Origin of the sequence: Microbacterium sp. NPDC096154 (assembly GCF_040302945.1) — a bacterium.
Lineage (GTDB): Bacteria > Actinomycetota > Actinomycetes > Actinomycetales > Microbacteriaceae > Microbacterium.
On sequence record NZ_JBEOSM010000005.1, the window covers coordinates 161,918 to 186,183 of the forward strand.

Consider the following 24,266-nt stretch of genomic DNA (forward strand, 5'->3'; position numbering starts at 1 on the left):
TCAGGCACCGCGCAAGACAGCTGCAGCGGTGACCTCGGGGCGCATGTCGAGTCGCCGCAGCAACTGCGCGTTCAGCGCGACGACGATCGTCGACAGCGACATCAGGATCGCACCGACCGACATCGGCAGCACGAACCCCAACGGGGCGAGCACACCTGCGGCGAGCGGCACGGCGATCAGGTTGTACCCGGCAGCCCACCACAGGTTCTGCTTCATCTTCCGGTAGCTGGCCCGCGACAGCTCCATCACCGCCAGCACCGACCGCGGGTCGTCGCTGGCGAGGATGACACCCGCAGAGGCGACCGCAACGTCGGTGCCCGCACCGATCGCGACCCCCACGTCCGCCTGAGCGAGGGCGGGAGCGTCGTTGACGCCGTCGCCGACCATCACGACCTTCCGGCCCTCCTCCTGCAGCTGCCTGACCTTCGAGGCCTTGTCCTCGGGACGCACACCGGCGAAGAACCGGTCGATGCCGAGCTCCTCGGCCACAGAGGCGGCGACCGCTTCCGCATCGCCGGTGATCATCACCACCTGCACGCCGCGCGCATGCAGCGCCTCGATCGCCTCCCGGGACTCGCTGCGGATCTCATCGGCCAAGCGCAGTGCCCCGGCGACCTGACCGTCGATCAGAACGTGCAGGATGATCGCCCCCTCGCGGCGCCACTTGTCCGCGACAGGCAACTCCGCCGATCCCTCCTGCTCGAGCAGGTAGGGGCCTCCGACCTGCACCACGTGGCCGTCGACCATCGCGCGCACACCGACGGCGGGCGACGACTCGAACCCGGAGGAGCCCGGTACGGCCAATTGCTTTTCAGCCGCGCCACTCACGATCGCCCGCGCCAGCGGGTGCTCGGAGTCAGCTTCCGCGGCTGCCGCGAGGGCCAGTAGCCGATCCGGCTCGATCCCGCCGGTGGGGTGGATCGCCGTGACCGCGGGGGCGCCCTTGGTGAGGGTGCCGGTCTTGTCGAACAGGACCGTGTCGATGGTGCGCATGCTCTCCAGCGCGAGGCGGTCCTTGATGAGCACCCCGCCGCGCGCGGCCCGCTCGGTCGCGATCGACACCACCAGCGGAATGGCCAGACCCAGCGCGTGCGGGCAAGCGATCACCAGCACGGTGATGGTGCGCACCACGGCCTGATCCGGCAGACCGAGCACCGTCCACGCCAAGGCGGTGATGACGCCGGCGATCAGGGCGAACCAGAACAGCAGCGCCGCGGCGCGGTCGGCGATCCGCTGCGCCCGCGACGTGGAGTTCTGCGCTTCGGCGACGAGCCGCTGGATGCCGGCGAGGGTGGTGTTCTCGCCGATTGCGGTGATCTCCACCCGCAGACCCGAGTCGGTCGCGACGGTGCCGGCGACAACCTGGTCGCCCTCGGAGCGACGCACCGGGCGGGATTCACCGGTGATCATCGCCTCGTCCATGCTCGCCGACCCCTGCACGACCCGCCCGTCTGCGGGTACGCGGCCGCCCGGACGGACTACGACGACGTCCCCGACACGCAGGTCGGCGGGTGGCACGGTCACGGTGGTGTCTCCCTCGACGCGCTCGGCCTCGTCCGGGAGGAGGGCGGCGAGGGAGTCCAGCGCGGAGGTGGTCTGGGCCAGGGAGCGCATCTCGATCCAGTGGCCCAGCAGCATGATGACGATCAGCAGCGCCAGCTCCCACCAGAAGTCGAGCTCGTGGTGCAGCACGCCAAGGCTCGCGCCCCACGAAGCCAGGAATGCGACCGTGATGGCCAGACCGATCAGCAGCATCATCCCGGGCTTGTGGGTGCGCAGCTCGCTGACCGACCCGGTGAGGAAGGGCGCACCGCCCCACACGTACATCACGGTGCCGAGCACGGGTGAGATCCAGTTCACCCACGCGGCATCCGGCAGCGCGTACCCGAGCAGCATCGCGAACATGCTCGAGAACGCCACGACCGGAACGGCGAGGACGAGCATGATCCAGAACAGGCGCCGGAACTGCCCCACGTGATCACCGTGACCGGCATGCCCGCCGTGGCCGGAGTGCCCGTCGTGGCCAGCGTGTGCGTCGTGGCCGGTGTGCGCACCGTGATCGTGGCGGGCGTGGTCGTGCTCCGCGTGGTCGTGGTGCCCGTGCGCTGCGGGTTCGGTCGCGACGGCTTCGCGCATGCCCTCGGCGGTTGCCTCGGGATCCGTGTGCTCGGTGGCGTGGTCGTGGCGGGTGTGCCCGTGCATGGTGTGGTCGTGCTGGCTCATCGGAGCCTCCTCTGCGAGTTGCCGTCGCGGGACGGCCGGGAGGGCAGGAGTGGTGGGTGCTTGGCGGTGTCAGGCGATGTCGCTGACGGTGTAGCCGGCCTCAGCGACGGCGGCGCGCAGCGCATCGGCGTCGACGGGGGCGGAGCTTCGGACGGTGACGGTCGAAGTTCCGCTGGCAGCGAGCGCGACCGACACGTCGCCCACGCCGGGAACTGCGGACAGCTCTTCGGTGACGCTGGCAACGCAGTGCCCGCATGTCATCCCCTCCACCAGCAGCGTGGTCGACACTCCCGCGTGCACGGGCTGCTGCTGCGTGGTCGAGGTGCTGGGCGCGGCACAGCAGGCGCATCCGGCGCCGGCGTCCTTGAGGCCCAGCTCGACTCGTTCGATCGTCATGGTGATGTCCTTTCGGCGATGGGGTCAGGAGCGCACCAGGCGCGCGATGGCGGCGTTGGCTTCGCGGATCTTCTCCTCGGCGACCGGTCCGCCCTGCGCGGTCGCCTCGGCCACGCAATGGCTGAGGTGGTCGCCGAGCAGCGACAACGCCACCGCTTCCAGGGCCTTCGTCGCCGCGGATACCTGCGTGAGGATGTCGATGCAGTAGTCGTCGTTCTCGACCATCCGCGCGATCCCCGCGACCTGTCCCTCGGCGCGGCGCAGCCTCTTCAGCAGCGCTTCCTTGTTGTCCGCGTACCCGTGCACGCGCCAATGATACATACCCCTGGGGGGTATGCAACCCCGGTGCGTGAATCTGTGCCAAGGCCCTACCGTGCCGAGGGTCGGGGAAGCGCCCCGATCGAGGAGAAGGAGGACGAGATGACTGTTGCAGAGCAGATGCTGACCACTCACCCCCGGGCGGGCGCCGGCACTGACACCGCGGCTCTGGTGCGCTGTATCGAGGCGTGCGTGGAGTGCGCCCAGGCGTGCACTGCATGCGCAGATGCCTGTCTCAGCGAAGAGATGGTGGCTGAGCTGACCGCGTGCATCCGCAAGAACCTCGATTGCGCCGACGTCTGCGCGACGACCGCCGCGGTGCTGTCCCGTCAGACCGGCTCGAACACCGACGTCCTGCGCGCCCAGCTCGAAGCATGCCGCGCCGCATGCGCGTCGTGCGCGGCCGAGTGCGAGTTGCACGCCGAGATGCACGAGCACTGCCGGGTGTGCGCCGAGGCCTGCCGCCGTTGCGAGCAGGCGTGCGCGGAGCTGCTGGGGGCACTGTGAGCCAGGCCGAGCACCACTCCGAGCACGAGGGCATGCAGCACTCGAAGCAGGGCGGGATGCAGCACGGGGGGATGGCGAGCTACGGCAAGCTCGCCATCTCTCTCGTTCTCAGCTTCATCGTGATGTACCTGCTCACTTTCGCGATGATCAACGTCTTCGCGGACTTCCTGCCCAACATCAGCAACCTGTACATGGCGCTGATGATGGTGTTTCCGATGGGGATCATCATGATCGCAGTGATGTGGAAGATGTTCCCCCACAAGCCGCTCAACATCGGACTGCTCGTGGGCTTCGCCGCACTGTTCGTGGTGGCGTTCCTCATGGGCCGGGCGGAAGCCTTCGTCGGGGATGACCAGTTCCTGCGGTCGATGATCCCGCACCACTCCCGCGCGATCCTCGTCTGCGAGCAGTCCGACATCACCGATCCCGAGATCGTCACCCTCTGCGACCAGATCGTCCAATCCCAGCAGGAGGAGATCACCCAGATGAAGGACATCCTCGAGCGGCTCAATCAGTAGCCCCGAGCAGCTTCATGCGCCTCGGCAGCGAGCCGTCAGGGCATGTCTTCTGACAGGGACGTGAGATTCTCACAGAGACGGGGCAGCGACGTCGGCGTGATGCGGGCGCCGGAACCTGTCAGCAGCGAAGTTTATGCTGAGGACATGAGCCTCACCGCCGTCGACGGTCCCCCCACGGGGAGCCGACGAGGTGCCGTCGCATGGATCGTGCTCGTCCTTGGGGCGGTTGCCCTGCTGCTACTGGGTCTGTGGACGTCATCCGCACACGACAGCATTGAACGCTCCGCCGCCACGGCGACCGTGAGCATTGGCGGGGACAGAGCCCCGTCGGACACTGCCGTGTCCGACGCCGACGTCGTCGTGGCGCTCGCTCCCGCGGAAGCGGGCGCGGAGGAAACGGCACTGTGCCTGCTCGGCGCGCTCTGCGGTGTTCTGCTCGCGATCGCCGCCGCCCGGTCACTCAGGCACCGCCCGCGCCTGCTCGCGAGGGCTCCGATCGGCGTGCTGCTGTTCTCCGTCCCTCGTCCGGTTCCCACCTTCACGCCGGTACTGACGCCTGCTCTGCTGGGGATCTCCCGGACCTGATCGCGGTCATTGCGACGTCGCCCGCCGGGGACGTCGCCCGCATGCCGTGAGGCGTCCATCGGCTGACGTGGCGCACGCAACCGTCGTGCCCGCGCGCTGAGCGCGCTCCGGCGTGCGTCGGACTGCCGATCACGAGGAGACCCATGACATCCCATCCCCGGCCGAGCCCTCGCACGGCCGTAAGCCTGCTCGCTGCCGCAGCGCTACTGGTCGCGCTCGTCGGCTGCACACCGCAGGACAGCGTGGCAGCCGGATACGACTCCGGCGTGCAGACCTACGAATCCGGTGACTTCCGCGTCGAGCAGATCCCGGTCGCCGAGCGCGGTGACCCGGTCGTGTTCGACGGCGTCACGGAGTACGACGAGCCCGCCTCCAGCGATGACTTCGCCGGCCGCGTGTACGTCGTCAACTTCTGGTACGCAGCGTGCGGACCGTGCATCGTCGAAGCTCCCATGCTCGAGGAGGTCTGGCAGAAGTACCAGCAACAGGATGTCGGGTTCCTCGGCATCAACATCTACGACCAGCCCGCGTCCGCCCGCGCGTTCGCCGCAGACAACGAGGTCACGTATCCGAGCGTGATCGACGCGAACGATGGCCAGGTGAAACTGGCGTTCGCCGCGGCGACTCCTATCCAGGCGACCCCGACGACGCTCGTGATGGATCGGCAGGGCCGGGTCGCCGCGCGCATCATCGGGCAACTGCAGTCGGCATCGATCCTGTCGACGCTCATCGACGACGTGCTCGCCGAGGTGCATTGAGATGGGTGCGGTCATCGTCGACGGATCGCTGTGGCTGGCAGTCCTGATAGCGACGCTCGCCGGGCTCATCTCATTCGCCTCGCCATGTGTCCTGCCGCTGGTGCCCGGCTACTTCGGGTATCTCGGATCCGCTGTCGGATCACTCGAGGACGGTGAGTCGACCGCGAGGCGCCGGCTGCTCATCGGAGTGGGGCTCTTCATCGGCGGGTTCACCGTTGTATTCATAGCCGTCACGATCCTCGGTGGCGTGTTCGGGATGTTCTTCCTGCAGCACTCGAACCTGCTCACCCGGGTACTCGGTGTGCTCGTGATCGCGATGGGGCTGGTCTTCATCGGCGTCTTCCGCACCGCTCAGCGCACAGTCCGGGTCCGTCTCGGGCGCGACCTCGGTCTTGTCGGAGCGCCTCTGCTGGGCATCGCGCTCGGAATCGGCTGGACACCGTGCATTGGTCCCACGCTTGCGGCGATCATGTCGGTCTCATGGAACATCGGCGACCCGTGGCGGGCGGGGCTCCTCGGCCTGGCGTACTCGCTCGGCCTGGGCCTGCCTTTTCTGCTGCTTGCGCTCGGCCTCGGCTGGGCAACCCGTTCCGTCGCGTTCATGCGCCGCCACATCCGGGCGTTCAACATCGCCGGCGGCGTCGTCTTGGTGCTGCTAGGTGTGCTGATGGTCACGGGCGCCTGGGGTCGACTCATGTCCGTGCTGCAGGGGGTGATGGTGAATGTCACCCTCCCGTTCTGACACCGTCTCAGCCGACCCGATGCGCCCGGCCGATCACATCGACCGGAGTGACGACGACCGGATCACAAACCCGACCCTCGGCGCGACCGGCTGGCTGCGGTGGGCCTGGCGGCAGCTGACCAGCATGCGCACGGCGCTGGTGCTGCTGCTCCTGCTCGCACTGATTGCGGTACCGGGGTCGATCTTCCCGCAGCGGATGGCCAATCCGAATGGCGTGACGCAGTACTTCCGCGATAACCCCGACCTCGCACCCGTGCTCGATGCACTCCAGCTGTTCGACCTGTACGGGTCGGTGTGGTTCTCGTCGGTGTACTTGCTGCTGTTCGTCTCGCTCGTCGGCTGCATCATCCCCCGAATCCGGCACCACGCGAAGGCGCTGGGCTCGCGACCACCGCGCACTCCGGCGCGCCTGGGACGTCTCGAGGACCACCTGATCGAGGACGTTCACGTGCCCCGAGGGTTGGTTGCCGACGTCGAGGCGCCGGCCGCGATCGCGGTCGCCGAACGACTGCTGCGCCGTCAGGGGTACCGCACTGAGCGCTATGACGCGGCCGGCACCTGGTCGGTGTCGGCCGAACGCGGCTACCTCCGCGAGACGGGCAATCTCGTCTTCCACGCCTCCCTCGTCGGCGTGCTCGTCACTGTGCTCGTCACCGGTGGCTTCGCTTACACCGGACAGCGGGTCATCGTCGAGGACTCCACGTTCGTCAACAGCCTCAGCGACTACTCCTCGTTCACACCCGGTCGTTTCGTCGACGACACCGCGCTCGAACCGTACTCGCTGACGCTCGACCGGTTCGATGTCACCTATGAGCTGCCGGGCGCGCCCGGTGCCGGACAGGCCGGGAACTTCGCCGCACGCCTGACGATCCGCGCTCCGGGTGACCCGGAAGGTCGCAGGGACGTGGTGCGAGTGAACGATCCGATCGACGTCGGCGGCGACCGCATCTACCTGCTCGGCAACGGGTACGCACCGACGATCACGATCCGCAATGCGGCGGGCGAGGTCATCTACAGCGAGCCCCAGCCGTTTCTGCCCCAGGACGGCATGATGACCTCCCTCGGCATCATCAAGGTCCCCGACGGGCTGCCCGAGCAGATCGGCCTGGTCGGGTTCTTCTACCCGACCCAGGGAACGCTTCCGACCGGCGCATACACGTCCGTGTACCCGGACCTGGTCAACCCCGTCGTCACCTTCAACGTGTTCTCTGGCAGTCTCGGCATCGACGACGGCACGCCCCGCTCCGTGTACACGCTGGACACCTCCGGGATGACGCAGGTCACCGGCGGCGACTCCGGCCTGGAATCCATCGAGCTCACGTCCGGGCAGACCGCCGACCTGCCCAACGGCTGGGGAACGATCACCTTCGAGGACGTGTCCGGAACAGACGATCCCCTCTCCTCGGTCAAGCGCTTCGTCTCGCTGCAGATCCAGCGAGACGGCGGCGCCGGCTGGGTGCTCGTGTTCGCCTCCCTGGCAACCGCCGGTCTCATCACCGCCCTCCTCGTACCCCGGCGGCGTCTTTGGGTGAAGGCCACGTTGCAGCCGGGCGACGGCGAAGGTGCGCCGCGGCTGCGGCTGGAGTACGCCGGGCTCGCGCGGGGCGAGGACCCCCAGCTCGCCCAGGCCGTGGCCCGACTCCGCGACGACCACCTCCCCGCCGTCACCGACGACCCCAACTCCCCGTCCCCATCGAAGGAGAACCCATGACCACGCCCACCCCAGCCGACAAGAGGCTGTCGACCCCGGTGAAAGCGACGCTCATCGCCACCGCCGTCGTCATCGCCCTGGTGCTCGCCGCGATCGTCTACGTGAACGTCACCCGTCCCGCGCCCGTCACACCCGACGACGGTGCGCTACCCGGCACTCGCAGCAACTCCCACATACTCGACGACGCCGGTCCGGACGCGCCCACGCTGGTGGAGTTCCTCGACTTCGAGTGCGAGGCGTGCGGCGCCTTCTACCCGTATATCGAAGAGATCCGTGAACAGTACGCCGGAGAGATCAACTACGTCGTGCGGTACTTCCCGATCCCGAGCCACTTCAATTCGATGAACGCCGCGATCGCCGTCGAAGCAGCGTCTCAGCAGGGCCGGTTCGAGGAGATGTACGCCCGGATGTTCGAGACGCAGATCGAGTGGGGCGAGGGCTCCAGCTCGGAAGCCGACCGGTTTCGCGGGTATGCCGAGGAGCTGGGTCTCGACATGGACGCGTACGACGGAGCGGTCGCGGATCCCGCCACCCAGGAGCGCGTGGAGGAGGACTTCCTGGCAGGGCAGGAGATGGGTGTGACCGGTACACCGACGTTCTTCCTCGACGGCGAGAAGCTCGAGCTCAACTCCCTTACCAACCTCACCGATGCCCTCGACCGCGCCATCGCCGACTGAGACAGCGCATCCCGCCGAGCGGGCGCCCGCGGCTGGACCGCTGCTGCCGCTCCGCTTCGCGTTGCCTGCCGCGTTGCTCGGCGGGGTGATGCTCGACCTTGCGTACCCGTCGGTCGGCTGGTGGCCGGCGGCCTTCATCGCCATTGCCCTGGCGCTCGTGCCGCTGATCGGCCGCAGCGCGCGCGGCGCCCTCGGGATCGGCCTCGTGTTCGGTGCGGCTTTCTTCCCGCCGCATCTGGTGTGGGTGGCGGAGTTCCTGGGGCCGCTGCCGTGGGTCGCGCTGTCCGGGCTGCAGGCGGCGCTGTTCGCGGCGGGGTCGGTGCCCATCGCGCTGGCGTACCGGTGGGCGCACCGGTTTCCACGTCGCAGTCGGTGGGCGCTCACGGCGCTTCTCGTCGGCGGCGCGTGGACCCTGCGAGAGATCGCCATGGGATCCTGGCCGTACACGGGGTTCCCGTGGGCGCGAATCGGACTGAGCCAGGCAAGCGGGCCACTCGCTGACCTGGCGTCTTGGGTGGGCATCGGCGGATTGTCCCTGCTGATCGTCGGACTGTGCGCGGCCGTGATCGAAGCGGCACGTGACGGGGCGTTCCGTTCGGTCTGGACGAGCGCCTCCCTCGCCGGCGCGCTCGCAGCGCTCGTGCTGGTGCCACCGTTCCCGACGACGCCGTCCGGCAGCTTGCGGATCGGATGGGTGCAGGCGAACGGCCCCTCGGCATACTTCGACGACCGCGCAGCCGGCGATATCCTCCGCGCGCAGCTGGCCGCCACTGAGCCGCTACTCGGTGCGCCGATGGATCTGCTGGTCTGGCCGGAGGGATCCGTCGACAGCGACCCGCTGAACACCCCGGCTACGGCAGCGATCCTCGATGAGACGGTGCGCCGCGCCGGCGCGCCCCTGCTCGTGAACGCCGCCACGGACCGCGACGGCAGCACCTACAACACCTCACTGCTGTGGACCGGGAAGAAGGCACCGCAGCTGCACGACAAGGCGAACCCCGTGCCGTTCGGCGAGTACGTGCCCGACCGTTGGCTCTACGAGACGATCGCCCCCGATCTGATCGGGCTGATCCAGCGCGAGTACGCGCCGGGAAACAACTCACCCGTCGTGGCCCTCGACGACCGCACGCTCGGACTCGCGATCTGCTTCGACGTCATCTATGACGACGTCATCCGCGCCGGGGCGTTGGGCGGTGCACAGGCGTACGTGTTCCAGACGAACAACGCCGACTTTCGCGGCACCGATGAGAACCTCCAGCAGCTCGCCATCGCGCGGATGCGCGCGATCGAGACCGGACGGACCGTCGTCAACGTCTCCACGACCGGTACCAGCCAGGTCATCGGGGCCGACGGGCGCGTTATCGATGAGGTCCCGGCCGCCGAGGCTGCGGCGCGCATCACGACCGTGCCGCTGCACACGGGGGTCACCGCCGGCGTGCTGCTCGGCCCCTGGATCACCGGCGTCGCCGCCGCGGGCAGCGTCGCAACGCTGCTCCTGCTCCAGCTGACTCCCCGCCTTCCGGCGGTGCTTGCCCGCCGCGACCGCGAATGGAGAGCCTCATGATCCGACGACTCAGTACCCTCGGCCCGGCGTTCACGCTGTCGGTCGCCTTGGCCGGTTGCGCCGCCACTGTCACGGTGCAGCCCGCGGCAAGTGCGAACGACCCACGCTGCGCCGACGTGTCGGTGCGCGTACCGGACACCATCGACGACTTGCCGCGTCGCTGGACCGATGCACAGGCGACCGCCGCATGGGGCGACCCGACCGCGGTGGTGTTCAGCTGCGGACTCGAACCTCCCGCGCCGACCACTCTTCAGTGCGTCACCATCGGCGGCGTCGACTGGATCGTCGACGAGACCGACACGCCGAACCTGCGACTGACCACTTACGGCCGCCAGCCCGCCGCGCAGGCGTACGTCGACACCACCGTCATCTCAGCCGACCAGGTGCTCGGTGCCCTCGCCGGAGCCGTCCACCAACTTCCCACGACGGGAGCGTGCACCGCTCCGGACAGCGACACACCACAAGGGGAGGACGCTCCGTGAAGCCCCAGAGCCTGCGTCTTGCAGGACCGGCGATCCTGCTCCTGGCAGCAATGCTCGCAGTCGTCGTCGCCCTGGTCATCGGCGGGGGTGCCTCACCGCGCCTGACCAGCGACCCGGGTGCGCTCGTAAGGTGGGGGCTGCCGGCGGCGAAGCTGCTCGTCAACCTCGCTGCCGCGGCGATGGTCGGCGCTCTCGTGCTCGCGCTGTTCGGGTTGCGGGCCGGCGAACGCGAGTTCGACACGGCGCTGGATACGGCATCGATCGGCGCGGCCGTGCTGACCGTGGCGAGCGGAATCACCGGGTTTCTGACGTTCCTGTCGTCGTTCAATCCGCAGTTCTCAATCGAGGCGGAGTTCGGTCAGCAGCTGGGCCGGTTCCTCACCGAAACCGAACTCGGACGGGTCTGGCTGATCACCACGACCGCCGCGGCAACGATCACCATGCTCGCGTTCGCGGTGCGGGGTTGGGCGGCGACCTTGCTGACCGGCGTCCTTTCGGTTGCGACACTGGTGCCGATGGCCACTCAGGGGCACTCCGGCAGCCTCGCCAACCACGACGCCGCGGTGATGGCTCTCGTACTGCACGTCGTCGGTGCATCCGTGTGGCTCGGCGGGCTTCTCACATTGGTATTTCTGCGCCCAATCCTCCGCGAGCACCGCGTGCGGGTGCTCGTGGAACGGTATTCGACGCTGGCGCTCGTCGCGTTCATCGTCGTGACCGTGTCCGGCATCGCCCGCACCATGACCTCGCTCAGTGGGTGGCGTGACCTGCTTAGCGCCTACGGGGCCGTACTCGCGATAAAGGTCGGGGCACTGGTGCTGCTCGGCGCCATCGGGGCGGCACATCGGCGGCGGTTCATCGCCAGAAGCGCGACCGGCAGCGGCGTGTTCTGGGTGTTCGTTCTGATCGAGTTCGCTGTCATGGGGTTGGCCAGCGGTGCCGCCGCCGCACTGGCGCGCACGCCCTCTCCCGCCGATGCCACGACACCAGCACTGACCACCGCGGCCGAGATCCTCACCGAAGCGCCCCTCCCGCCCGAGCTGACCCTGAGCCGCTGGCTCACGACCTGGGACCTCGACCTCCTCTGGGCCGTCGTCGCCGGCTTCGCGGCGTTCTTCTATGTTGCCGGAGTCCGGCGGCTGCGCGGGCGCGGTGAGGACTGGGCCTCCTGGCGCACAGGGACGTGGCTGGGCGGCCTGCTGCTGCTCATGTGGGTGACAGGCGGGCCGATCGCCGCGTACGCCGACTACCTCCACAGCATCGACATGCTCGGCCGCCTGTTGCTTGCAACCGTCGTCCCTCTGCTGCTCGTCCTCGGTGCCCCCTTGCGTCTCGCGGACGACACGATCCTGGTTCGCACCGACGACAGTCGCGGTTGCCGCGAGTGGATTCATGCGTTCACACGATCGACCGTCGCGCGCATGCTCGGTCATCCGCTCGCAGGCGTCGGTCTGTTCGTCCTGATCCTGTGGGGCACCTCGGCCACCGGAGCGCTGCGCTGGGCGCTGGCCGACCCGCTCGCGCACGAGCTGCGCGTGGTGCTGACGCTCGCGAGCGGAGTGCTCCTGATTCGGTCGCTGCGCTCGTCGACGCTGCCGCGGGCGATGCGGAGCGTGGTCGCCGGACTCGCCATCCTGACACCGCTCACACTCGGCGCCTGGGTGCTCCTGCAGCCGGGGCTCATGATCGCCGACTGGTTCGGCGCCATGGGACGCGTCTGGGGTCTTGAGCCGATGGGCGACCAACGTTTGGCGGGCGCGATCGCCGCACTCGGGGCGATCCCGATCCTCGCCGCCGCCGTGATCCTCCATCCGAGAGGACGGGTGTGACACCTGCGTACACTCCAGGGGTGAGCGTCCCCCGCCAGCACCGGAGCGCGCGCGTGGTCCGCGGTCTCGCGGCCGCGGTAGTCTCGACGCTGCTGGCGGCGACCTTTCATGGTGCCGCACAAGGCCATGCCGCCCCGCTGATGAGTATCTCGGCGGCGGTCGCGTTCGCCGTGCCGATCGCGACCGTGCTAGTCGGGCGGCGCCTGTCGCTGCCGCGATTGGCGGCAGCCGTGACCGCAAGTCAGGCGCTGTTCCACCTCATGCTCTCCACAGGGTGGGATACCGTCACCAGTCAGGTTCCCACACCGGCCGGACACGTAATGCATGGGGCGGCCATGACGATGCCGGACGCGCCGCTGAGCGCGTCGGCTCACATGGATACGCGGATGGGGTTCTCTCATGTTGTAGCTGCCGTTGTGACCACCCTGGTGCTCGCATTCGGCGAACGGCTGCTGCTCATGCTGCTGGGTATCGTCACGGGGCGCCGTGCACGGCGGTTCGCCATGTTCCTCGAAGCGGCGCGCGTGCAGCGACTGCGCACACGCTTCCACACCCCGGATCTGGCGCGGCACCTGGAAACTCTCGGAGGAGCAAGGAGGCGAGGTCCGCCCGTCCGGGCGTGACCTCCCCCTCTCATCCCGCGCCGGGAGGATGCTCCCGTGCGCCCACAGAAAGATCCAGAACCATGTCACAGACATTCACACGTACTATCCGGCGCGCGTGGCTCGCCCTCGTGGCCGCAGCAGCGGCCACTCTGCTGGCGTCCTCGCCCGCTGCAGCTCACGACAATCTGCTCGACTCGAGCCCTGCCGCGGGAGAGACCGTCACGGCCCTCGACGCGGTCACGCTCACTTTCAGCGGCGAGCTGATCGACTTCGAGCAGACCAGCTATGCGCAGGTTCAGGGGCCTGACGGTCTCTACTACGAGACATCCTGCTCGACCATCGACCTCAACATTCTCACCACCCCGGTCGCGCTCGGCGAAGCCGGCACGTACACGATCGTCTGGAACGCGGTCTCCAGCGACGGACACCCCATCTCAGAGTCGTACGACTTCCAATACGCGCCCCCGGCTGACGCGGAGCCCGCGCTCGGCTGGGACCAGCCCGCCTGCCGCAACGAGGAGACGCGCGTTCAGCCGGGCGCCGAGCCGACACCGGATCCGACGGCCACGGCCGACGATGAGGCGGCGACGCCGGATCCCGAGCCCACCGCGAGCGACGCGGCCACGCCAGCCCCCGACGCTGCCGGTGAGGGCGCGGTCGTCCTCGCCGTCGCTGGGGGCGTCTTCCTCGTCGCAGCTCTCGGGGCAATAGCTGTCTGGGCGGTTCGGGCTCGCGCACGCCGAAAGCACTAGCCCTCGTCGGCGTGAGACCGCGGCGGAGTCCACCTAGACGCGGTCTCACGCCGGACCAAGCCTCCGTCGACATTGCTTCAGTTCGAACCCGTCGGTCTAAAGCACCACGCTCGACGCAGATGATCTGCCCATCGAAGGAGCTGACGGCTGAACTCGGACATCCGCTGACCAGTGGAACGGCGCGATGAATACCCGCGAGCGTCTTTGAAGCGCGCCGGGATGCTGCCGTCGAGTCCGAGGACCAGCTACCCCGAGCCTGTGCGCTATCGCTTCTGACGACCTCAGGCGTTCAAGGGGGTGTACAGGGGCGCAGTCGGAGCGAGGGTCGCGGGTATCACCTATCGCCGGCGTGAGTAGTGGCCGCACACCGAACTGATCTAGCCGACCCGCCGGCCGACGACTCGGGACGGCACGGTGCCTCGCATGTACGCGGCGAAGGACATCGCCGGCTTGCGTGTCATGAAGGATCTCCTTGACATGGGCCTCTCGTCGCAGCAGATCCGTCGGATGGTGAAGACCCTCGAGCCGGAAACGGCTGTCGGATGTGAGCGAGAAGTGCTCGCTGCTCAGCCATCGCGGCAGCCGTCTTGTCGATGCCTTCCCTCAACGCCGAGTCGTCATGGTTGGTTGTCGGGCTAGGAGCCGTCATCGACCGCGTCGTCCACGCAGTGTCGCAGATGGAGGCGGACGACCAGCGGGGTCCCGCTCTGGCCGAGTTAGGACACCAACTCCGCGGCATGCTCACCAGATGACAGTGGCACGCAGGCGTCCCGTGTCGGCTGCCAGCTAGGAGAACTTCACTGGCGGTCCACCGCTTGTAGTCCACGGCTTGATCCGCGTGAGGGCGCGCGTGGTCCACGCCGCAGCGGGCTGCTTCTCGACGGTCACGCCGTTAGCAGCCCGCTAGCACGCTGCTCATGGCCGTTCTTCGCGCGGCAGGGCTGGAGGGTGGGCGTCCAGAGAAGCCGGCTCTCAGGACGATTTTGGGCGTGTGGAGCGGGACGCTGGTTCCCACTTCCCCGCGTTGCACGACGGTGTATGCGACGGGCCACTCGTCCTCTGTCGGCATAGCGAGGGGGGCAGGCACGGTGCGACTACCCCTCTCGCCGGCTGTCTAGCTCGACTGCTTGCTGGCCCTCTGCATCATTCCCTCGACGCCGCGACGGCGGTGCTCGAGCTGTTCCCGCCGGTTGGATTTGCGACTGGCACTGCGACGCGGGATGGCGTCGGTGCCGGTCAGGAGCGCGTCGAGGCTCTGCGTCTCACGCTCGGCTAGGAAGTTGTCGATCTTGATCAGGTTGCCTGCGGCGACTGCGAAGGTCGTGAGCAGGAACTTCGATGCGGCGCCTTGCATCCGCCGGCGGGCTGGGATGTCGAGGCCGATGTGCGCCCCGCTCTTGAGGTGCTGATTGAAGGACTCTACGACGTTGCGGCGGTTGTAGTGCTTCTGCCATTCGGCGGTTCCGTAGGCGTAGTCCTGCCGGTACTTGAGCCATTTGCCGTTGTCGGCGTCGCGGGGGACGCTGATGCTTGACTTGTTGGTGCATGCCGGTCCGGGGTGTTCAGGCGGCGAAAGCACGGGAAACAGGTTCACGTTGGCGGGCATGAACGCCTTGAGCGGGCACGTGAGGGTGGCGCCGGGACCGACGGCGGGACACATCATCGGCGTGTTGCCCTTCGCGTCTGTCTTCTCTTTAGGCCGGAACTCGTACATGGCTCGCACCTCGAAACGCTCCGTGAAGTCGGGCTTCGGCAGGACCTGTCCTCGCTTGATCGCCGCTTCCCAGGCGCGTTTCGCCTTGTACCAGTCCTTACCGAGGTTGCGGAGCTCTTCGGGAAGCGAAGGCGAGTACCAGCGACCATCGACTTGGATCATGCCCTTGTGCTGCGCCTGGACCCCGAACTGGTCTGACTTGTAATCCATGACCACACGGATCCCTTTGTCGAACAGGTATCCCTGCAGGTTCTCGACCGTCGCCCCCGGGAGGTAGAGCCGGTCAGCGACGTACTCCTCGATGATGTGTCCGCGACTGAGCACGTTCTCGAGCACCTTGCGCGCCCAAGGGCCGGTGTCCGCTCCGGGACGGTGTTGTGCGACACCGAGCGCCAGAACGGGCGTTTCCGCTGTCTTGTCGGGATCAGGGTGGATACCGACCAGCAGGTCTAGCTCGTACGCGTACTTCACCTTCGACAGCGGGAGGCTGGGGTCGTCGGCGTGGCTCTCCGTGGTCCGGGCGTAGAAGCCTGCGTCGGGCTCGCTTGAGAGCTTCTCGTGTGGGCGGAGCTTTTCCTTGCGTTCTCGTGCGACCCCTCGTCCGAATACGGGCACCGGCGTCGCGTCGTACACGGCCGTGTAGCTGCCCGGGCGGTACTGTGCGGGCAGTTCGTGGAGCGTGGCTTCGATGATCATGTTGGCGAGCTGGTGAAGCCGCTCCGCACGGACGGGCGTGTGCGGGTCCGCATCCCGGACTGCCTCGGCCGCGGCACGCTCAGCCACGGTGGGGCGGTGGCCTCCGGTTTGCGGGAAGGGGTCGATCGCTGCACGCAGTCCTTCCCATGCCCGTCGAGTGCGGTCGTACCACTGGTCCGCGGACACGCGACGCGCCACTCGGAGGCCGAGCTTTTGCTGCTGCGGTTCGCTGAGTCCGGAGTAGATGATGCTGGCGACCTGGTTCAGGTGCAACGGCCGTCCCTCCATTGCGAGGACGAGGAACAGGGTGAACACGGTGGCGGCATGGAGCGCAGCGGGGCGGCCCCCTGGCGCGCTCTTGAGGACGGTGTTGCGGTAGTCGGCGATCCACTCGTCGAAGATGTTGCGCAGGCCGGCACGGGCGACGAGGCGGATCGCGCGATCCAGACGTGCGTCAGAGACGTTCTCGCGGCGGTAATCCTGGCGGTCCACCTTCTCGCGGGGACTCGCGTCGGCGGGCGTCCACTCGAACAGCGCGTCGGCGCTCATGCCTGCACCTGCTTCGCGCCCGCGCCCCGCAGCATCCGGAGCTGTTCAGCTGCTGCCGGCGGCTCCACGAATGGCAGGAACCTCCGCAACGAATCTGCGGATGTGAGGCCGGCGGCCGCGAGGAGCACCGGGACCTGGACGCGCGCGTTGAGCTGGTTGACCATCCACGTCGCACGCAACCGCTGCGGGCTGGGACGCTCCTGTCCCTGCACGTCGTCGTAGTGTGCGTAGACCTGGTCGTAGGCGACGGGCAGGAGCCGCTTGTCGCCCGCCGCGGCCAGGAGTGCGAAGTCCGCCTCCCAGCCGAGCATTGCCGGCACGACGCGGAGACGTCCGACGCGCACGCGCATGCTGGGCAGCCCGTCAGCGTCGTCGATGATGTCCTCACCGCGTGCTTCGCTCATCTCCGCGCGGGTCAGACCGCAGGCGGCGCCGAGCGCCACGATCGCGATGCATCCGGCGCGGTAGCGGGTCGGCTGAAGGTCCGCCCACGTGCGGAATCGAGCGATCTCGGCCGACGAGTAGGGCGCCACCGGCTGCGCTGAGGTGGTCGCTCTACCCTGCTCCACACCCGTGTGAAGGCCTGCGATCGTGCGCAGCAGCTTGCGTTCGCGAGCAGCGGTGCTCTGCACGGTGCTCTTCGTCCGCACGGTGAAGGCGTAGTAGTCGATCAGCTGCGGGGCGAAAGCCTGCTCGGTGAGGGATGCGGCGTGTGTGCGATGGATCCACGCGGCGTAGGCGGCGAGGACGCTCATCGCCTGACGCACGGCGGCCGGCTTGCGTTCGCCCGCATATCGGTGGACATGGGACTTGACGAAGTCCGCGACGGCGTCCCACTCGGGCGTGGCGACGGGGCGGAAGGAGTTGATCTCGTGACTCATGGCCCGCACATGCGCGGGATGTCTTCGGGTGCCCACGGAATTGATACGGGGCGACACGAACAGGGGCAAACTGGTGGATGTCCGTGCGGTCTTCGCGCAATCCAGGTGAAACTGAGCACATGCGTGAGTCACGCGATGCGCCCCGAGAGCTGTTCCCCGACCCTGCGCTGTTTGGCAAGGGGTCGTTGCCTCGGATCGGTTTGGACGATGTGGTCGCCGACCGACGGATGCGTGCGAGATGGCGGGCTGCTCAGCTCCAGTGGGAGGTGTCCCGCGCTGTGCAGGAACGGCTGAAGGTTGCCGGCACGGCGAAGTCTGAGCTGGCCGATCGGATCGGGTGGCGGCGAGAACGCCTGTCTCGCGCCCTGACCGGGCACGCGCGGATGTCGCTGGATGACATGTTCCTGCTCCTCGAAGCGAGCGAAGCCAGTTGGATCGGGGTGTCCCAGGCTCTCGGCGCCGTGTCCCCGGGCGACAGTCTGCTGGGGCTGGAGTTCGTGAAGCGATATCTGACCGGGCAGCTGGCGCACACGACCAGCCAGATCGATCAACGCAACGAGGCCACGCGGTCGAGCATCCAGCGTCCCGGACGGACACCGACGTCGGGCTCGTCCGGGCGGGCTGGCTAGGCGCGGGCCTGCTCAAAACGGATCTCCGCCGGGCGGGGCAGATACTGCTCGTAGCGGACGAACGCGTCCAAGGAGCGCACTCCCGCAGCTGTCACGAGTTCCTGCATGGGCGTGCCCTCGACCAGCCGGTCGACGATCCACGAGGCGCGCATGCGCTGCGTCGTCACCGTGGAACCGCCCTGGGCTCGGCGTACGAGATCAACGACCGTGTTCTTTGTGTACGCCACGCCTCGGCGGAATAGGCTGTCCTCCGCGTCGGGGGCGCCCGCTGCTAGCTCCGCGAGCTCCTTCCGCCACACGGCGGCGACGGGGACGATGCGGGCTCGCTCCCCCAGCACGCGGACCGCACAGCCTTCCACGGCGACATCGCACGCCCGCACCTCGCACAGCTCTCGGGTGAGCAAGCCCGCACCGAACCCGAGAGCCAGCAGCGCCCGCAACGACGCCCGGGTCTCCGCCTTCCCCTGCAGATGCGCCCATGTGCGAAGACGTGCGCGCTCGACCTCCGAGTACGGCGTCGTTCCACTGGACGCGGCGAGCTGCGGCAGCGTTGAGGGCCGATCGACGATCCCGAGCGCCTCGCTCACGCGCAGCAGGATCGAGCGGCGCCTGCCCATGGTCGACGCCGTCGCCGGCTTCATCGCCGCCACCGACGCGCCGATCATGATCCGCGAGTACACGTGCGAGGCATCCAGCGTCGGCCCGAGATGCATCCTGACCCACCCCACGTGGTGAGCAAGCGCCGTCAGCAAGGTCTCGCGGGAGTACGCCACAAGCGGCTCGACGGCATCCACGCTGGCCACGACGAACGATTCGATGTCGGCCCACACCGCCGGATCCAGCCTCGGCACGTAATCAGCCGAGTCCGCGCCGCTGGCGCGGGAGCTGTCAGTCTTCATCCCAGGCAGGCGCGTCGACCCAGCACGTGGAGCCCTTGAACTCCACGCCTGGCAGGGCTTCCACGAGCCGTTCGGCGGCGATCAGCTCCAGCAGCGGCGTCCACCTGCTGTCCGACATGTCCTCGAGCCGCTCGTCCAGCGAGACACCGGAAATACGCGGATCCATGTTGGATGCGGCGGCCATGAAGAACAGCGCCGTCTCGCTCCACACCGCCACGGTCGCCTCGACGTGAATGGTCACCTCGACCGGCTCGAATCCGGCAGCTTCAGCTTCGCCCATGCCCTGGAGGGTAGGGACGGATTGGGGCTCGGAACTGCACCAGGTGCGCACGAGTCGGCGCCGTGCATGTGCTTGGCATGTACCGCGACCCTGCAGGCTCCTTCGCCGCTCTGCTGCTGCGCTCCCCACGCACGCTCACAGATGACGAGCGCACCTCACTCCGCTTTTACCTCGCATACGTGGCCGATCGTGGGCACCAGCTGCGACGGGAGACGCGGTGGCTGCGGCAGTTCGAGATCGCCCGCGACGCGCTCGTGCGCGATCAGGCGCTGCCATCCGCGACTGTCGCTTGGCTGAAGAATCAGCGCCGCGCGGACTCGCTCTGCGCGTTTCAGGTGCAGATGCTGGAGCAGCTTCCCGGCTGGAGGTGGTGCCCGAGGCACGGGGACTGGCATGCGCGCGCCGATGCCCTCGCCGAATACATGCGCTTGAACCGCCGAGCTCCCCGCGTACGCAGCCACGATGCCGCCGAACGGTCGCTTGCCATCTGGCTGGGCCGTCAGCTCCGGGCCATGCGGTCGGGGCGCCTGGCGCGAGAAAAAGCCGACCGACTGGTCGCAGTGCTGACCGCCGGATACGGAGCGGGGCGATCCAGTGAAAATCGCGATTGAGGACCGGGGCAGCCTGCTTCATCCTGGGACTGAGGCGGCGGCATGGACCCGGAAGAGTTCAAGGCCCGGTAGGGGCGTGAGCGTCCGACTCAGCGCGAGCGGCGCGCTGCCGCTTGGGTGGTAGTCCGCGCCAGGCTGGCGCTCCGCGACGACATGCCCGACTGGATCCGCGCGCTCGTTGCTGAAGGGCCGATAGGGATTCGCAGCTGACGCCCTAGCGCGCCCCTCGGATCCGCGTCAGGCGCCGAAGCGCTTCCGGCCGTCCTCGGCGAGCTTGCGGATCCAGTCCGGCGTCGGATCGCCAAGCTTCCTATCCGCCTCGACGCGGATCTCGGCCGCGATGTACCGAGCACGATCGCTGCGCCTGCGGCGGCGAGGAGTCGGTTCCGTAGCCCTCATGGCGGCATCCTATGGCGGTCACTCGCCTTGAACGATGCTGAAGCGGTGAGCGACGAGACCGGCACATTCCCACCCGAGATCGAAGCGATCCTGGACCGCATTCCGAAAACGTGGGCAAGTGGACCGACGTGCACCTGGGCTGGTTCTCCCTAGTCGCGGGGCTAGACAAGAAGCTCGCCCTGATCGACCCGACCTACGGGGTCCTGCAGTGCAAGTCGAAGTTCGGCGGTCTCCGGTGCTACGCCCAGCCGCACCTCGAGGACCGCAGTCTGCGGCCAGACGAAGCTCCAAGTCGCACCTCCTGCGCACGAGGAGCAGACGGCGGCCGAGTCAGCTCGAGGAAACACAGCGCGGCTGCTTGGATCTCCGGCACGGACGATCCCGGAGATCGAGGCGACGAGCCCGTGGTCACCTACGTGTACACCTGCGAGGTGTGCGACAAGACCGCGGAGCTGACGGCGGAAGCCGCATATCAAGCCGGCTGTGACATGCCGCCGATCATGGGCACGTGGGGCACCGTGTCTCCCCGGACCTGCGATGAATGCGGCATTCAGGACACCGCCTGGTTCGCGCTGGTCAGCGGAACGAAGCCAGATCAGCTGAGCGACCGCCGCAAGACCGCGATCGAGCGGATCCTCACCGGACCCGAAAGCGCCTTGCCCCGCAGACAGCCCGACCAGGCGTAGGCACAACGAGGACCTGCAGGCGTGCGGCGCTATCCCCCCTTACGGCCCTGAAGGTCGGTGATCCTGCTCGCCCAGCAACCGGGCGGTAGCGTGCGCTGTAGTATCCATGAGCGCGCAATGGCCTGCGCCTCCGACACCGTCCACAGCTCGCTGGCCTTAGGCGTCGGGACCGCCCACCAGGAGTACGGAGACGGCATCGGCTGCGGCGTGGCATCGCCATGACGCCGGCCGACCCGGTAGGCACGTCCGTGCTTCTCGTCGCCTACCTCCACGACGATGCCCACCACCGCGTCTCCGAGCACCTGAACCCAGCGCTGGAATCCGGCGCGGCTGACCACTCGCACCCATTCCGCGCCGCCGATGCCCGCGCCGCCGCCGACGCCGCCCACACGTGCAAGCTGCGCCTCCGCATCCGCCCACGGCAGGCGTGCGTGCCCGCAGGGGTTCCAGTGGACGTCGTAGAGAACTTCGGGCGCCGCGAGCCGCCGCAGCCTGGGCGCGCTCGCCGATTGCTCGATCACGGTCATGCTCTGTCCTCCTGCGCGGGACTCTAGAGAGACAGCCAGCGGCACGGGTGCACCGACTGCACACGTGACCGAGCGCTGTGCAGCCGGCGATGTCGGCGGCGGTCGGCATCATGTAGCCGTGTCGAAACTCCGCGCCCCCTTCACGTCCTCCGCGGTTCCGTATGTCACTGACCGTGTCCCGCAGAACGCGCGGGCATACATCCCGAGGGATTCCGCCGAGGTGCTAGACGTCAAGCGGGTGAATGCGTTCGTCGAGGGCACTCGCGACCAGCCGGACGTCCGCCTCGCGGTGCTCGGGGTGCTCCGCACTCACAGCATGAACGGTGCTGAGACACCAGCCGCTGTCTTCGCCATTGCGCTGGCCGCGCTGACCATGCTCGCCAGTTCGATGGGCGCGGTGTCCGTCCTCGGGTCCGCAGCCACATGGGCGTTCGGCGTTCTCGCGGTCCTAGGAAGCTTGTGGTTCGGCAACATCGCATTCGCCGCTCACGTCCGCAGGGTGACGTGCGGGGTGTGGCTGGCAGCATACGAAGACGCCCTGCGCTGACGCCGTGGCGGATCACCGCTACCAGTCAGATGTACGAATACGAGATCGAGGCCCTTGCCTCACGCGTCCTGCCGCCGCTACCTTGCCACTTGACAGTGACCGCGCGGTCCCGCCAGAAGACCGGATCCGGGGCAGGATAATCGCCGACGGGGACAACCTGGAGCATTGCATTCGGAGCGAGGATCCCCGAGCCTACGAAGTGCATCGTTGGCCACGGCTCGTCACCGGTCACCTCGATCTGCGGGTTGGTAATCGTGCGACCGCTGGCGCTGAAGAGCTTCCAGACTCTCGTCAACTCGAAGGGCGGCTCCGTCGACCACGGCACTCGCTCCATAGCCCCGACGAGCACGAAGTCGTGCCTGTTAGCGTCGGCCCGATTGCGCCAGTTGACCAGGGAATTAATGCCCGTGGCCAGCAAGGCGAGCACTGACACCACGAGGGCCGCCACAGCAAGAGGATCCGGACCAGCAATGACGTGTTCGGCGGTGCTCAGCATTGTCACGAAGCGACTCTATCGAGCGCTCGTCTCAGGATCAGGCCAGAGGGGCCAAGGGATCTCACCTGCGCGAGAGTCGGTGTGGTCACGTTCTGCCACTCACCGGAGCGACACGCGTCCGCCCGATATGCAATTTCTCCTGTTGGCCCGTCGCTCCGTGCGACGATCGGCCTACAAACGAGAAGGGCACGTAATGACGCGAACCGACAACCAGCCGACCGTCTGGGAACTCTCGTCACATACAGCTGCAAAGCACGACCTGCTTCGCCACTACCTCGGCGCTTGGTTCGCAATCCTCGGCAGTTCGACCGGACGTGTCGTCATCATCGATGGTTTTGCGGGCCCCGGCGTCTACGCAAACGGCGAGCCCGGCTCTCCCGCGATTGCCGTTCGCACTCTTTTGGACCATCGATACCTCGATCGACTGACCGGAACGGAGTTCGTGTTCGTCTTCAATGAGGAAGACCAAGAGCGTTTCACGCGGCTCACCGACGTGGTGACCCAGTTGGGGACAACGGGAGATCCCCTGCCCGGAAACGTGCGGGTGGAGCTGTCGAACCGACCCTTCGCTGAGATGGCGCAACACATCATTGAGCAGCTCAACGGAGCGCGGATGGCTCCGACCTTCGCTTTCCTGGATCCCTTTGGGATCTCCGGCGTCCCGATCGACCTGATCAGGAAGCTGTTGGCCAGCGATCGAAGCGAACTCTTCATCTACTTCCATCAGAACGGTGTCAACCGGTTCGCTACGGCGGGGAATGTCGACCACCACCTCGACTCCCTTTTCGGGACAGACGAGTACCGGCAGGCTCCCCCCGCGGGAGACCCCGACCGCGTGAGATTCTTCCACGACTTGTATGCCAGGCAGCTTCGAGACCGCGCGGGCTTCCGCTACGTGCGCAGCTTCGAGATGGTCAACGCGACCGGACACACCGGGCACTATCTCTTCTTCTGCACCCGCCACCTCACCGGCCTGAAGAAGATGAAGGCGGCGATGTGGAAGATCGCCCCGCTCGGGGACTATCGGTTCTCCGACAAGGCTGCCGGGCAAAACGTCCTCTTCGAGGAGAACCCGAACCTCCAGCCTCTTGGCGATACGCTCCGTCAGCACTTCGCAGGCAACACCGTTACTGTCGAGCAGATCAGCGACTTCGTGGCCGAACACACCCCCTACACGGACTCTCAATACAAGGGGCCGTTGAAGAAGCTCCAGCAAGAAGGTCTGATCAGTTCCGACAACCAGAGGCGGACGGGAACGTTCCCTCCGGGAACACGAGTCAGCTTCGCATCTGCGAAATAGGAGCATCGCGGCAGGCTAAGAGAGCCGGGACCCCAGCAGCCTCGGACAGCTCTACCGCCCAGGACCAGGCGGCACTGTCGTTGCGTACGTAGAAGCGGCTACGCGAGTCTCCGTTCGGGAGCCGTGTCAGCAGCCCGCACTCAATCAAGGCCTCGAAAGGTTTCTGCAAGCTGCTCATGGCAACGCCGCTCATCGAGCGGTGCACCTCGGTCAGAGTGACGATGCCGTCCTCGACAGCGAGGATTGCCAGCATTAGCTCCAGGCGGTGCATCTGCCCAAACGCCGCGCGGGAAACCTCACGCAGCCTGTCCACACCGGTCATGCTCCAATGCTACGTGAATCACGTATCACGCTGTACGTTATGTGAAACGCGTAAAGAGGTGGA

27 protein-coding genes and 1 pseudogene are annotated in these 24,266 nt (G+C 67.6%); 18 read left to right on the forward strand and 10 right to left on the reverse strand.

The annotated features are described in order from the left end of the window. The 3 genes from ABTW64_RS08980 to ABTW64_RS08990 all read right to left on the reverse strand — a co-directional run bounded on the left by ABTW64_RS08980 (position 1) and on the right by ABTW64_RS08990 (position 2,925). The gene (locus ABTW64_RS08980) at positions 1-2,223 is read right to left on the reverse strand and encodes a heavy metal translocating P-type ATPase (RefSeq protein ID WP_502892315.1); all 2,223 of its coding nucleotides are present in this window, start codon (positions 2,221-2,223) and stop codon (positions 1-3) included. 69 nt (positions 2,224-2,292) lie between these two features. Beyond that, positions 2,293-2,619, reverse strand: coding sequence for a heavy-metal-associated domain-containing protein (locus tag ABTW64_RS08985; RefSeq protein WP_350621459.1), 327 nt, complete (start codon positions 2,617-2,619; stop codon positions 2,293-2,295). Between the two features lie 24 nt (positions 2,620-2,643). Beyond that, on the reverse strand, positions 2,644-2,925 hold the full coding sequence (locus ABTW64_RS08990; RefSeq protein ID WP_067027616.1) for a metal-sensitive transcriptional regulator: 282 nt from the start codon (positions 2,923-2,925) through the stop codon (positions 2,644-2,646). Positions 2,926-3,039: 114 nt separating this feature from the next. On the opposite strand from ABTW64_RS08990, the gene ABTW64_RS08995 reads away from it, so the two are divergent. From ABTW64_RS08995 to ABTW64_RS09055, 13 genes and pseudogenes are all read left to right on the forward strand, one after another. Further along, positions 3,040-3,444, forward strand: a complete 405-nt coding sequence (locus ABTW64_RS08995) for a four-helix bundle copper-binding protein (protein WP_502892316.1) — start codon at positions 3,040-3,042, stop codon at positions 3,442-3,444. Continuing rightward, complete coding sequence (locus ABTW64_RS09000) at positions 3,441-3,962, forward strand: DUF305 domain-containing protein (RefSeq protein ID WP_350621462.1); 522 nt, start codon at positions 3,441-3,443, stop codon at positions 3,960-3,962. The genes ABTW64_RS08995 and ABTW64_RS09000 overlap by 4 nt, the downstream gene beginning before the upstream one ends. A gap of 144 nt (positions 3,963-4,106) precedes the next feature. Next, entirely contained in the window at positions 4,107-4,547 is a 441-nt protein-coding gene (locus ABTW64_RS09005) for a hypothetical protein (RefSeq protein WP_350621464.1), read from the forward strand. A 143-nt stretch (positions 4,548-4,690) separates the two neighbouring features. Further along, positions 4,691-5,305: a TlpA family protein disulfide reductase gene (locus tag ABTW64_RS09010; RefSeq protein ID WP_350621466.1), complete on the forward strand. Its 615-nt coding sequence runs from the start codon at positions 4,691-4,693 to the stop codon at positions 5,303-5,305. A gap of 1 nt (position 5,306) precedes the next feature. Continuing rightward, complete coding sequence (locus tag ABTW64_RS09015) at positions 5,307-6,047, forward strand: cytochrome c biogenesis CcdA family protein (RefSeq protein ID WP_350621469.1); 741 nt, start codon at positions 5,307-5,309, stop codon at positions 6,045-6,047. Then, the gene (resB, locus tag ABTW64_RS09020; RefSeq protein ID WP_350621471.1) at positions 6,028-7,758 is read left to right on the forward strand and encodes a cytochrome c biogenesis protein ResB; all 1,731 of its coding nucleotides are present in this window, start codon (positions 6,028-6,030) and stop codon (positions 7,756-7,758) included. The genes ABTW64_RS09015 and resB overlap by 20 nt, the downstream gene beginning before the upstream one ends. After that, positions 7,755-8,435, forward strand: coding sequence for a DsbA family protein (locus ABTW64_RS09025; RefSeq protein WP_350621473.1), 681 nt, complete (start codon positions 7,755-7,757; stop codon positions 8,433-8,435). Before resB ends, ABTW64_RS09025 begins: the two co-directional genes overlap by 4 nt. Next, positions 8,407-9,999, forward strand: coding sequence for an apolipoprotein N-acyltransferase (gene lnt / locus ABTW64_RS09030; RefSeq protein WP_350621475.1), 1,593 nt, complete (start codon positions 8,407-8,409; stop codon positions 9,997-9,999). Before ABTW64_RS09025 ends, lnt begins: the two co-directional genes overlap by 29 nt. After that, a complete protein-coding gene (locus ABTW64_RS09035; protein WP_350621477.1) occupies positions 9,996-10,481 on the forward strand; it encodes a DUF3515 family protein in 486 nt (161 codons plus the stop codon). The genes lnt and ABTW64_RS09035 overlap by 4 nt, the downstream gene beginning before the upstream one ends. Beyond that, complete coding sequence (locus tag ABTW64_RS09040) at positions 10,478-12,310, forward strand: bifunctional copper resistance protein CopD/cytochrome c oxidase assembly protein (RefSeq protein WP_350621479.1); 1,833 nt, start codon at positions 10,478-10,480, stop codon at positions 12,308-12,310. Before ABTW64_RS09035 ends, ABTW64_RS09040 begins: the two co-directional genes overlap by 4 nt. Positions 12,311-12,330: 20 nt before the next feature. Then, positions 12,331-12,933: a hypothetical protein gene (locus ABTW64_RS09045; protein ID WP_350621481.1), complete on the forward strand. Its 603-nt coding sequence runs from the start codon at positions 12,331-12,333 to the stop codon at positions 12,931-12,933. Positions 12,934-12,995: 62 nt separating this feature from the next. Next, positions 12,996-13,667 carry a copper resistance CopC family protein gene (locus tag ABTW64_RS09050; RefSeq protein ID WP_350621484.1) on the forward strand — a complete coding sequence of 224 codons (672 nt, stop codon included), beginning with the start codon at positions 12,996-12,998 and terminating at the stop codon, positions 13,665-13,667. A 405-nt stretch (positions 13,668-14,072) separates the two neighbouring features. Further along, a pseudogene (locus ABTW64_RS09055) lies at positions 14,073-14,306 on the forward strand (MerR family transcriptional regulator); the annotation flags it as partial. A gap of 475 nt (positions 14,307-14,781) precedes the next feature. Here ABTW64_RS09055 and ABTW64_RS09060 read toward each other — a convergent pair. Continuing rightward, positions 14,782-16,626 (reverse strand): hypothetical protein, encoded by a 1,845-nt coding sequence (locus tag ABTW64_RS09060; protein ID WP_350621486.1) that lies wholly within the window; start codon positions 16,624-16,626, stop codon positions 14,782-14,784. Then, the gene (locus tag ABTW64_RS09065) at positions 16,623-17,507 is read right to left on the reverse strand and encodes a hypothetical protein (protein WP_350621488.1); all 885 of its coding nucleotides are present in this window, start codon (positions 17,505-17,507) and stop codon (positions 16,623-16,625) included. The genes ABTW64_RS09060 and ABTW64_RS09065 overlap by 4 nt, the downstream gene beginning before the upstream one ends. A gap of 119 nt (positions 17,508-17,626) precedes the next feature. On the opposite strand from ABTW64_RS09065, the gene ABTW64_RS09070 reads away from it, so the two are divergent. Next, the gene (locus ABTW64_RS09070) at positions 17,627-18,136 is read left to right on the forward strand and encodes a hypothetical protein (protein ID WP_350621490.1); all 510 of its coding nucleotides are present in this window, start codon (positions 17,627-17,629) and stop codon (positions 18,134-18,136) included. Here ABTW64_RS09070 and ABTW64_RS09075 read toward each other — a convergent pair. Continuing rightward, positions 18,133-19,035 carry a site-specific integrase gene (locus ABTW64_RS09075; protein WP_350621492.1) on the reverse strand — a complete coding sequence of 301 codons (903 nt, stop codon included), beginning with the start codon at positions 19,033-19,035 and terminating at the stop codon, positions 18,133-18,135. The genes ABTW64_RS09070 and ABTW64_RS09075 overlap by 4 nt on opposite strands. Further along, complete coding sequence (locus ABTW64_RS09080) at positions 19,025-19,315, reverse strand: hypothetical protein (RefSeq protein ID WP_350621494.1); 291 nt, start codon at positions 19,313-19,315, stop codon at positions 19,025-19,027. The genes ABTW64_RS09075 and ABTW64_RS09080 overlap by 11 nt, the downstream gene beginning before the upstream one ends. A gap of 77 nt (positions 19,316-19,392) precedes the next feature. On the opposite strand from ABTW64_RS09080, the gene ABTW64_RS09085 reads away from it, so the two are divergent. Both ABTW64_RS09085 and ABTW64_RS09090 read left to right on the forward strand, forming a co-directional pair. Beyond that, positions 19,393-19,926, forward strand: a complete 534-nt coding sequence (locus ABTW64_RS09085; RefSeq protein WP_350621496.1) for a hypothetical protein — start codon at positions 19,393-19,395, stop codon at positions 19,924-19,926. A gap of 803 nt (positions 19,927-20,729) precedes the next feature. After that, positions 20,730-21,011 (forward strand): hypothetical protein, encoded by a 282-nt coding sequence (locus tag ABTW64_RS09090; protein WP_350621498.1) that lies wholly within the window; start codon positions 20,730-20,732, stop codon positions 21,009-21,011. A gap of 29 nt (positions 21,012-21,040) precedes the next feature. Here the strand turns inward: ABTW64_RS09090 and ABTW64_RS09095 are convergent, their stop codons facing one another. Further along, entirely contained in the window at positions 21,041-21,538 is a 498-nt protein-coding gene (locus tag ABTW64_RS09095; RefSeq protein ID WP_350621501.1) for a hypothetical protein, read from the reverse strand. Between the two features lie 118 nt (positions 21,539-21,656). Here ABTW64_RS09095 and ABTW64_RS09100 point away from each other — a divergent pair, with 118 nt between their 5' ends. Continuing rightward, complete coding sequence (locus ABTW64_RS09100) at positions 21,657-22,085, forward strand: hypothetical protein (RefSeq protein WP_350621503.1); 429 nt, start codon at positions 21,657-21,659, stop codon at positions 22,083-22,085. 25 nt (positions 22,086-22,110) lie between these two features. On the opposite strand, the gene ABTW64_RS09105 is transcribed toward ABTW64_RS09100, so the two are convergent. Continuing rightward, the gene (locus tag ABTW64_RS09105; RefSeq protein ID WP_350621505.1) at positions 22,111-22,587 is read right to left on the reverse strand and encodes a hypothetical protein; all 477 of its coding nucleotides are present in this window, start codon (positions 22,585-22,587) and stop codon (positions 22,111-22,113) included. A gap of 187 nt (positions 22,588-22,774) precedes the next feature. On the opposite strand from ABTW64_RS09105, the gene ABTW64_RS09110 reads away from it, so the two are divergent. Further along, the gene (locus tag ABTW64_RS09110) at positions 22,775-23,881 is read left to right on the forward strand and encodes a three-Cys-motif partner protein TcmP (RefSeq protein ID WP_350621507.1); all 1,107 of its coding nucleotides are present in this window, start codon (positions 22,775-22,777) and stop codon (positions 23,879-23,881) included. Here the strand turns inward: ABTW64_RS09110 and ABTW64_RS09115 are convergent. Continuing rightward, positions 23,859-24,203: a hypothetical protein gene (locus ABTW64_RS09115; RefSeq protein ID WP_350621508.1), complete on the reverse strand. Its 345-nt coding sequence runs from the start codon at positions 24,201-24,203 to the stop codon at positions 23,859-23,861. The genes ABTW64_RS09110 and ABTW64_RS09115 overlap by 23 nt on opposite strands. Positions 24,204-24,266: the final 63 nt, after the last annotated feature.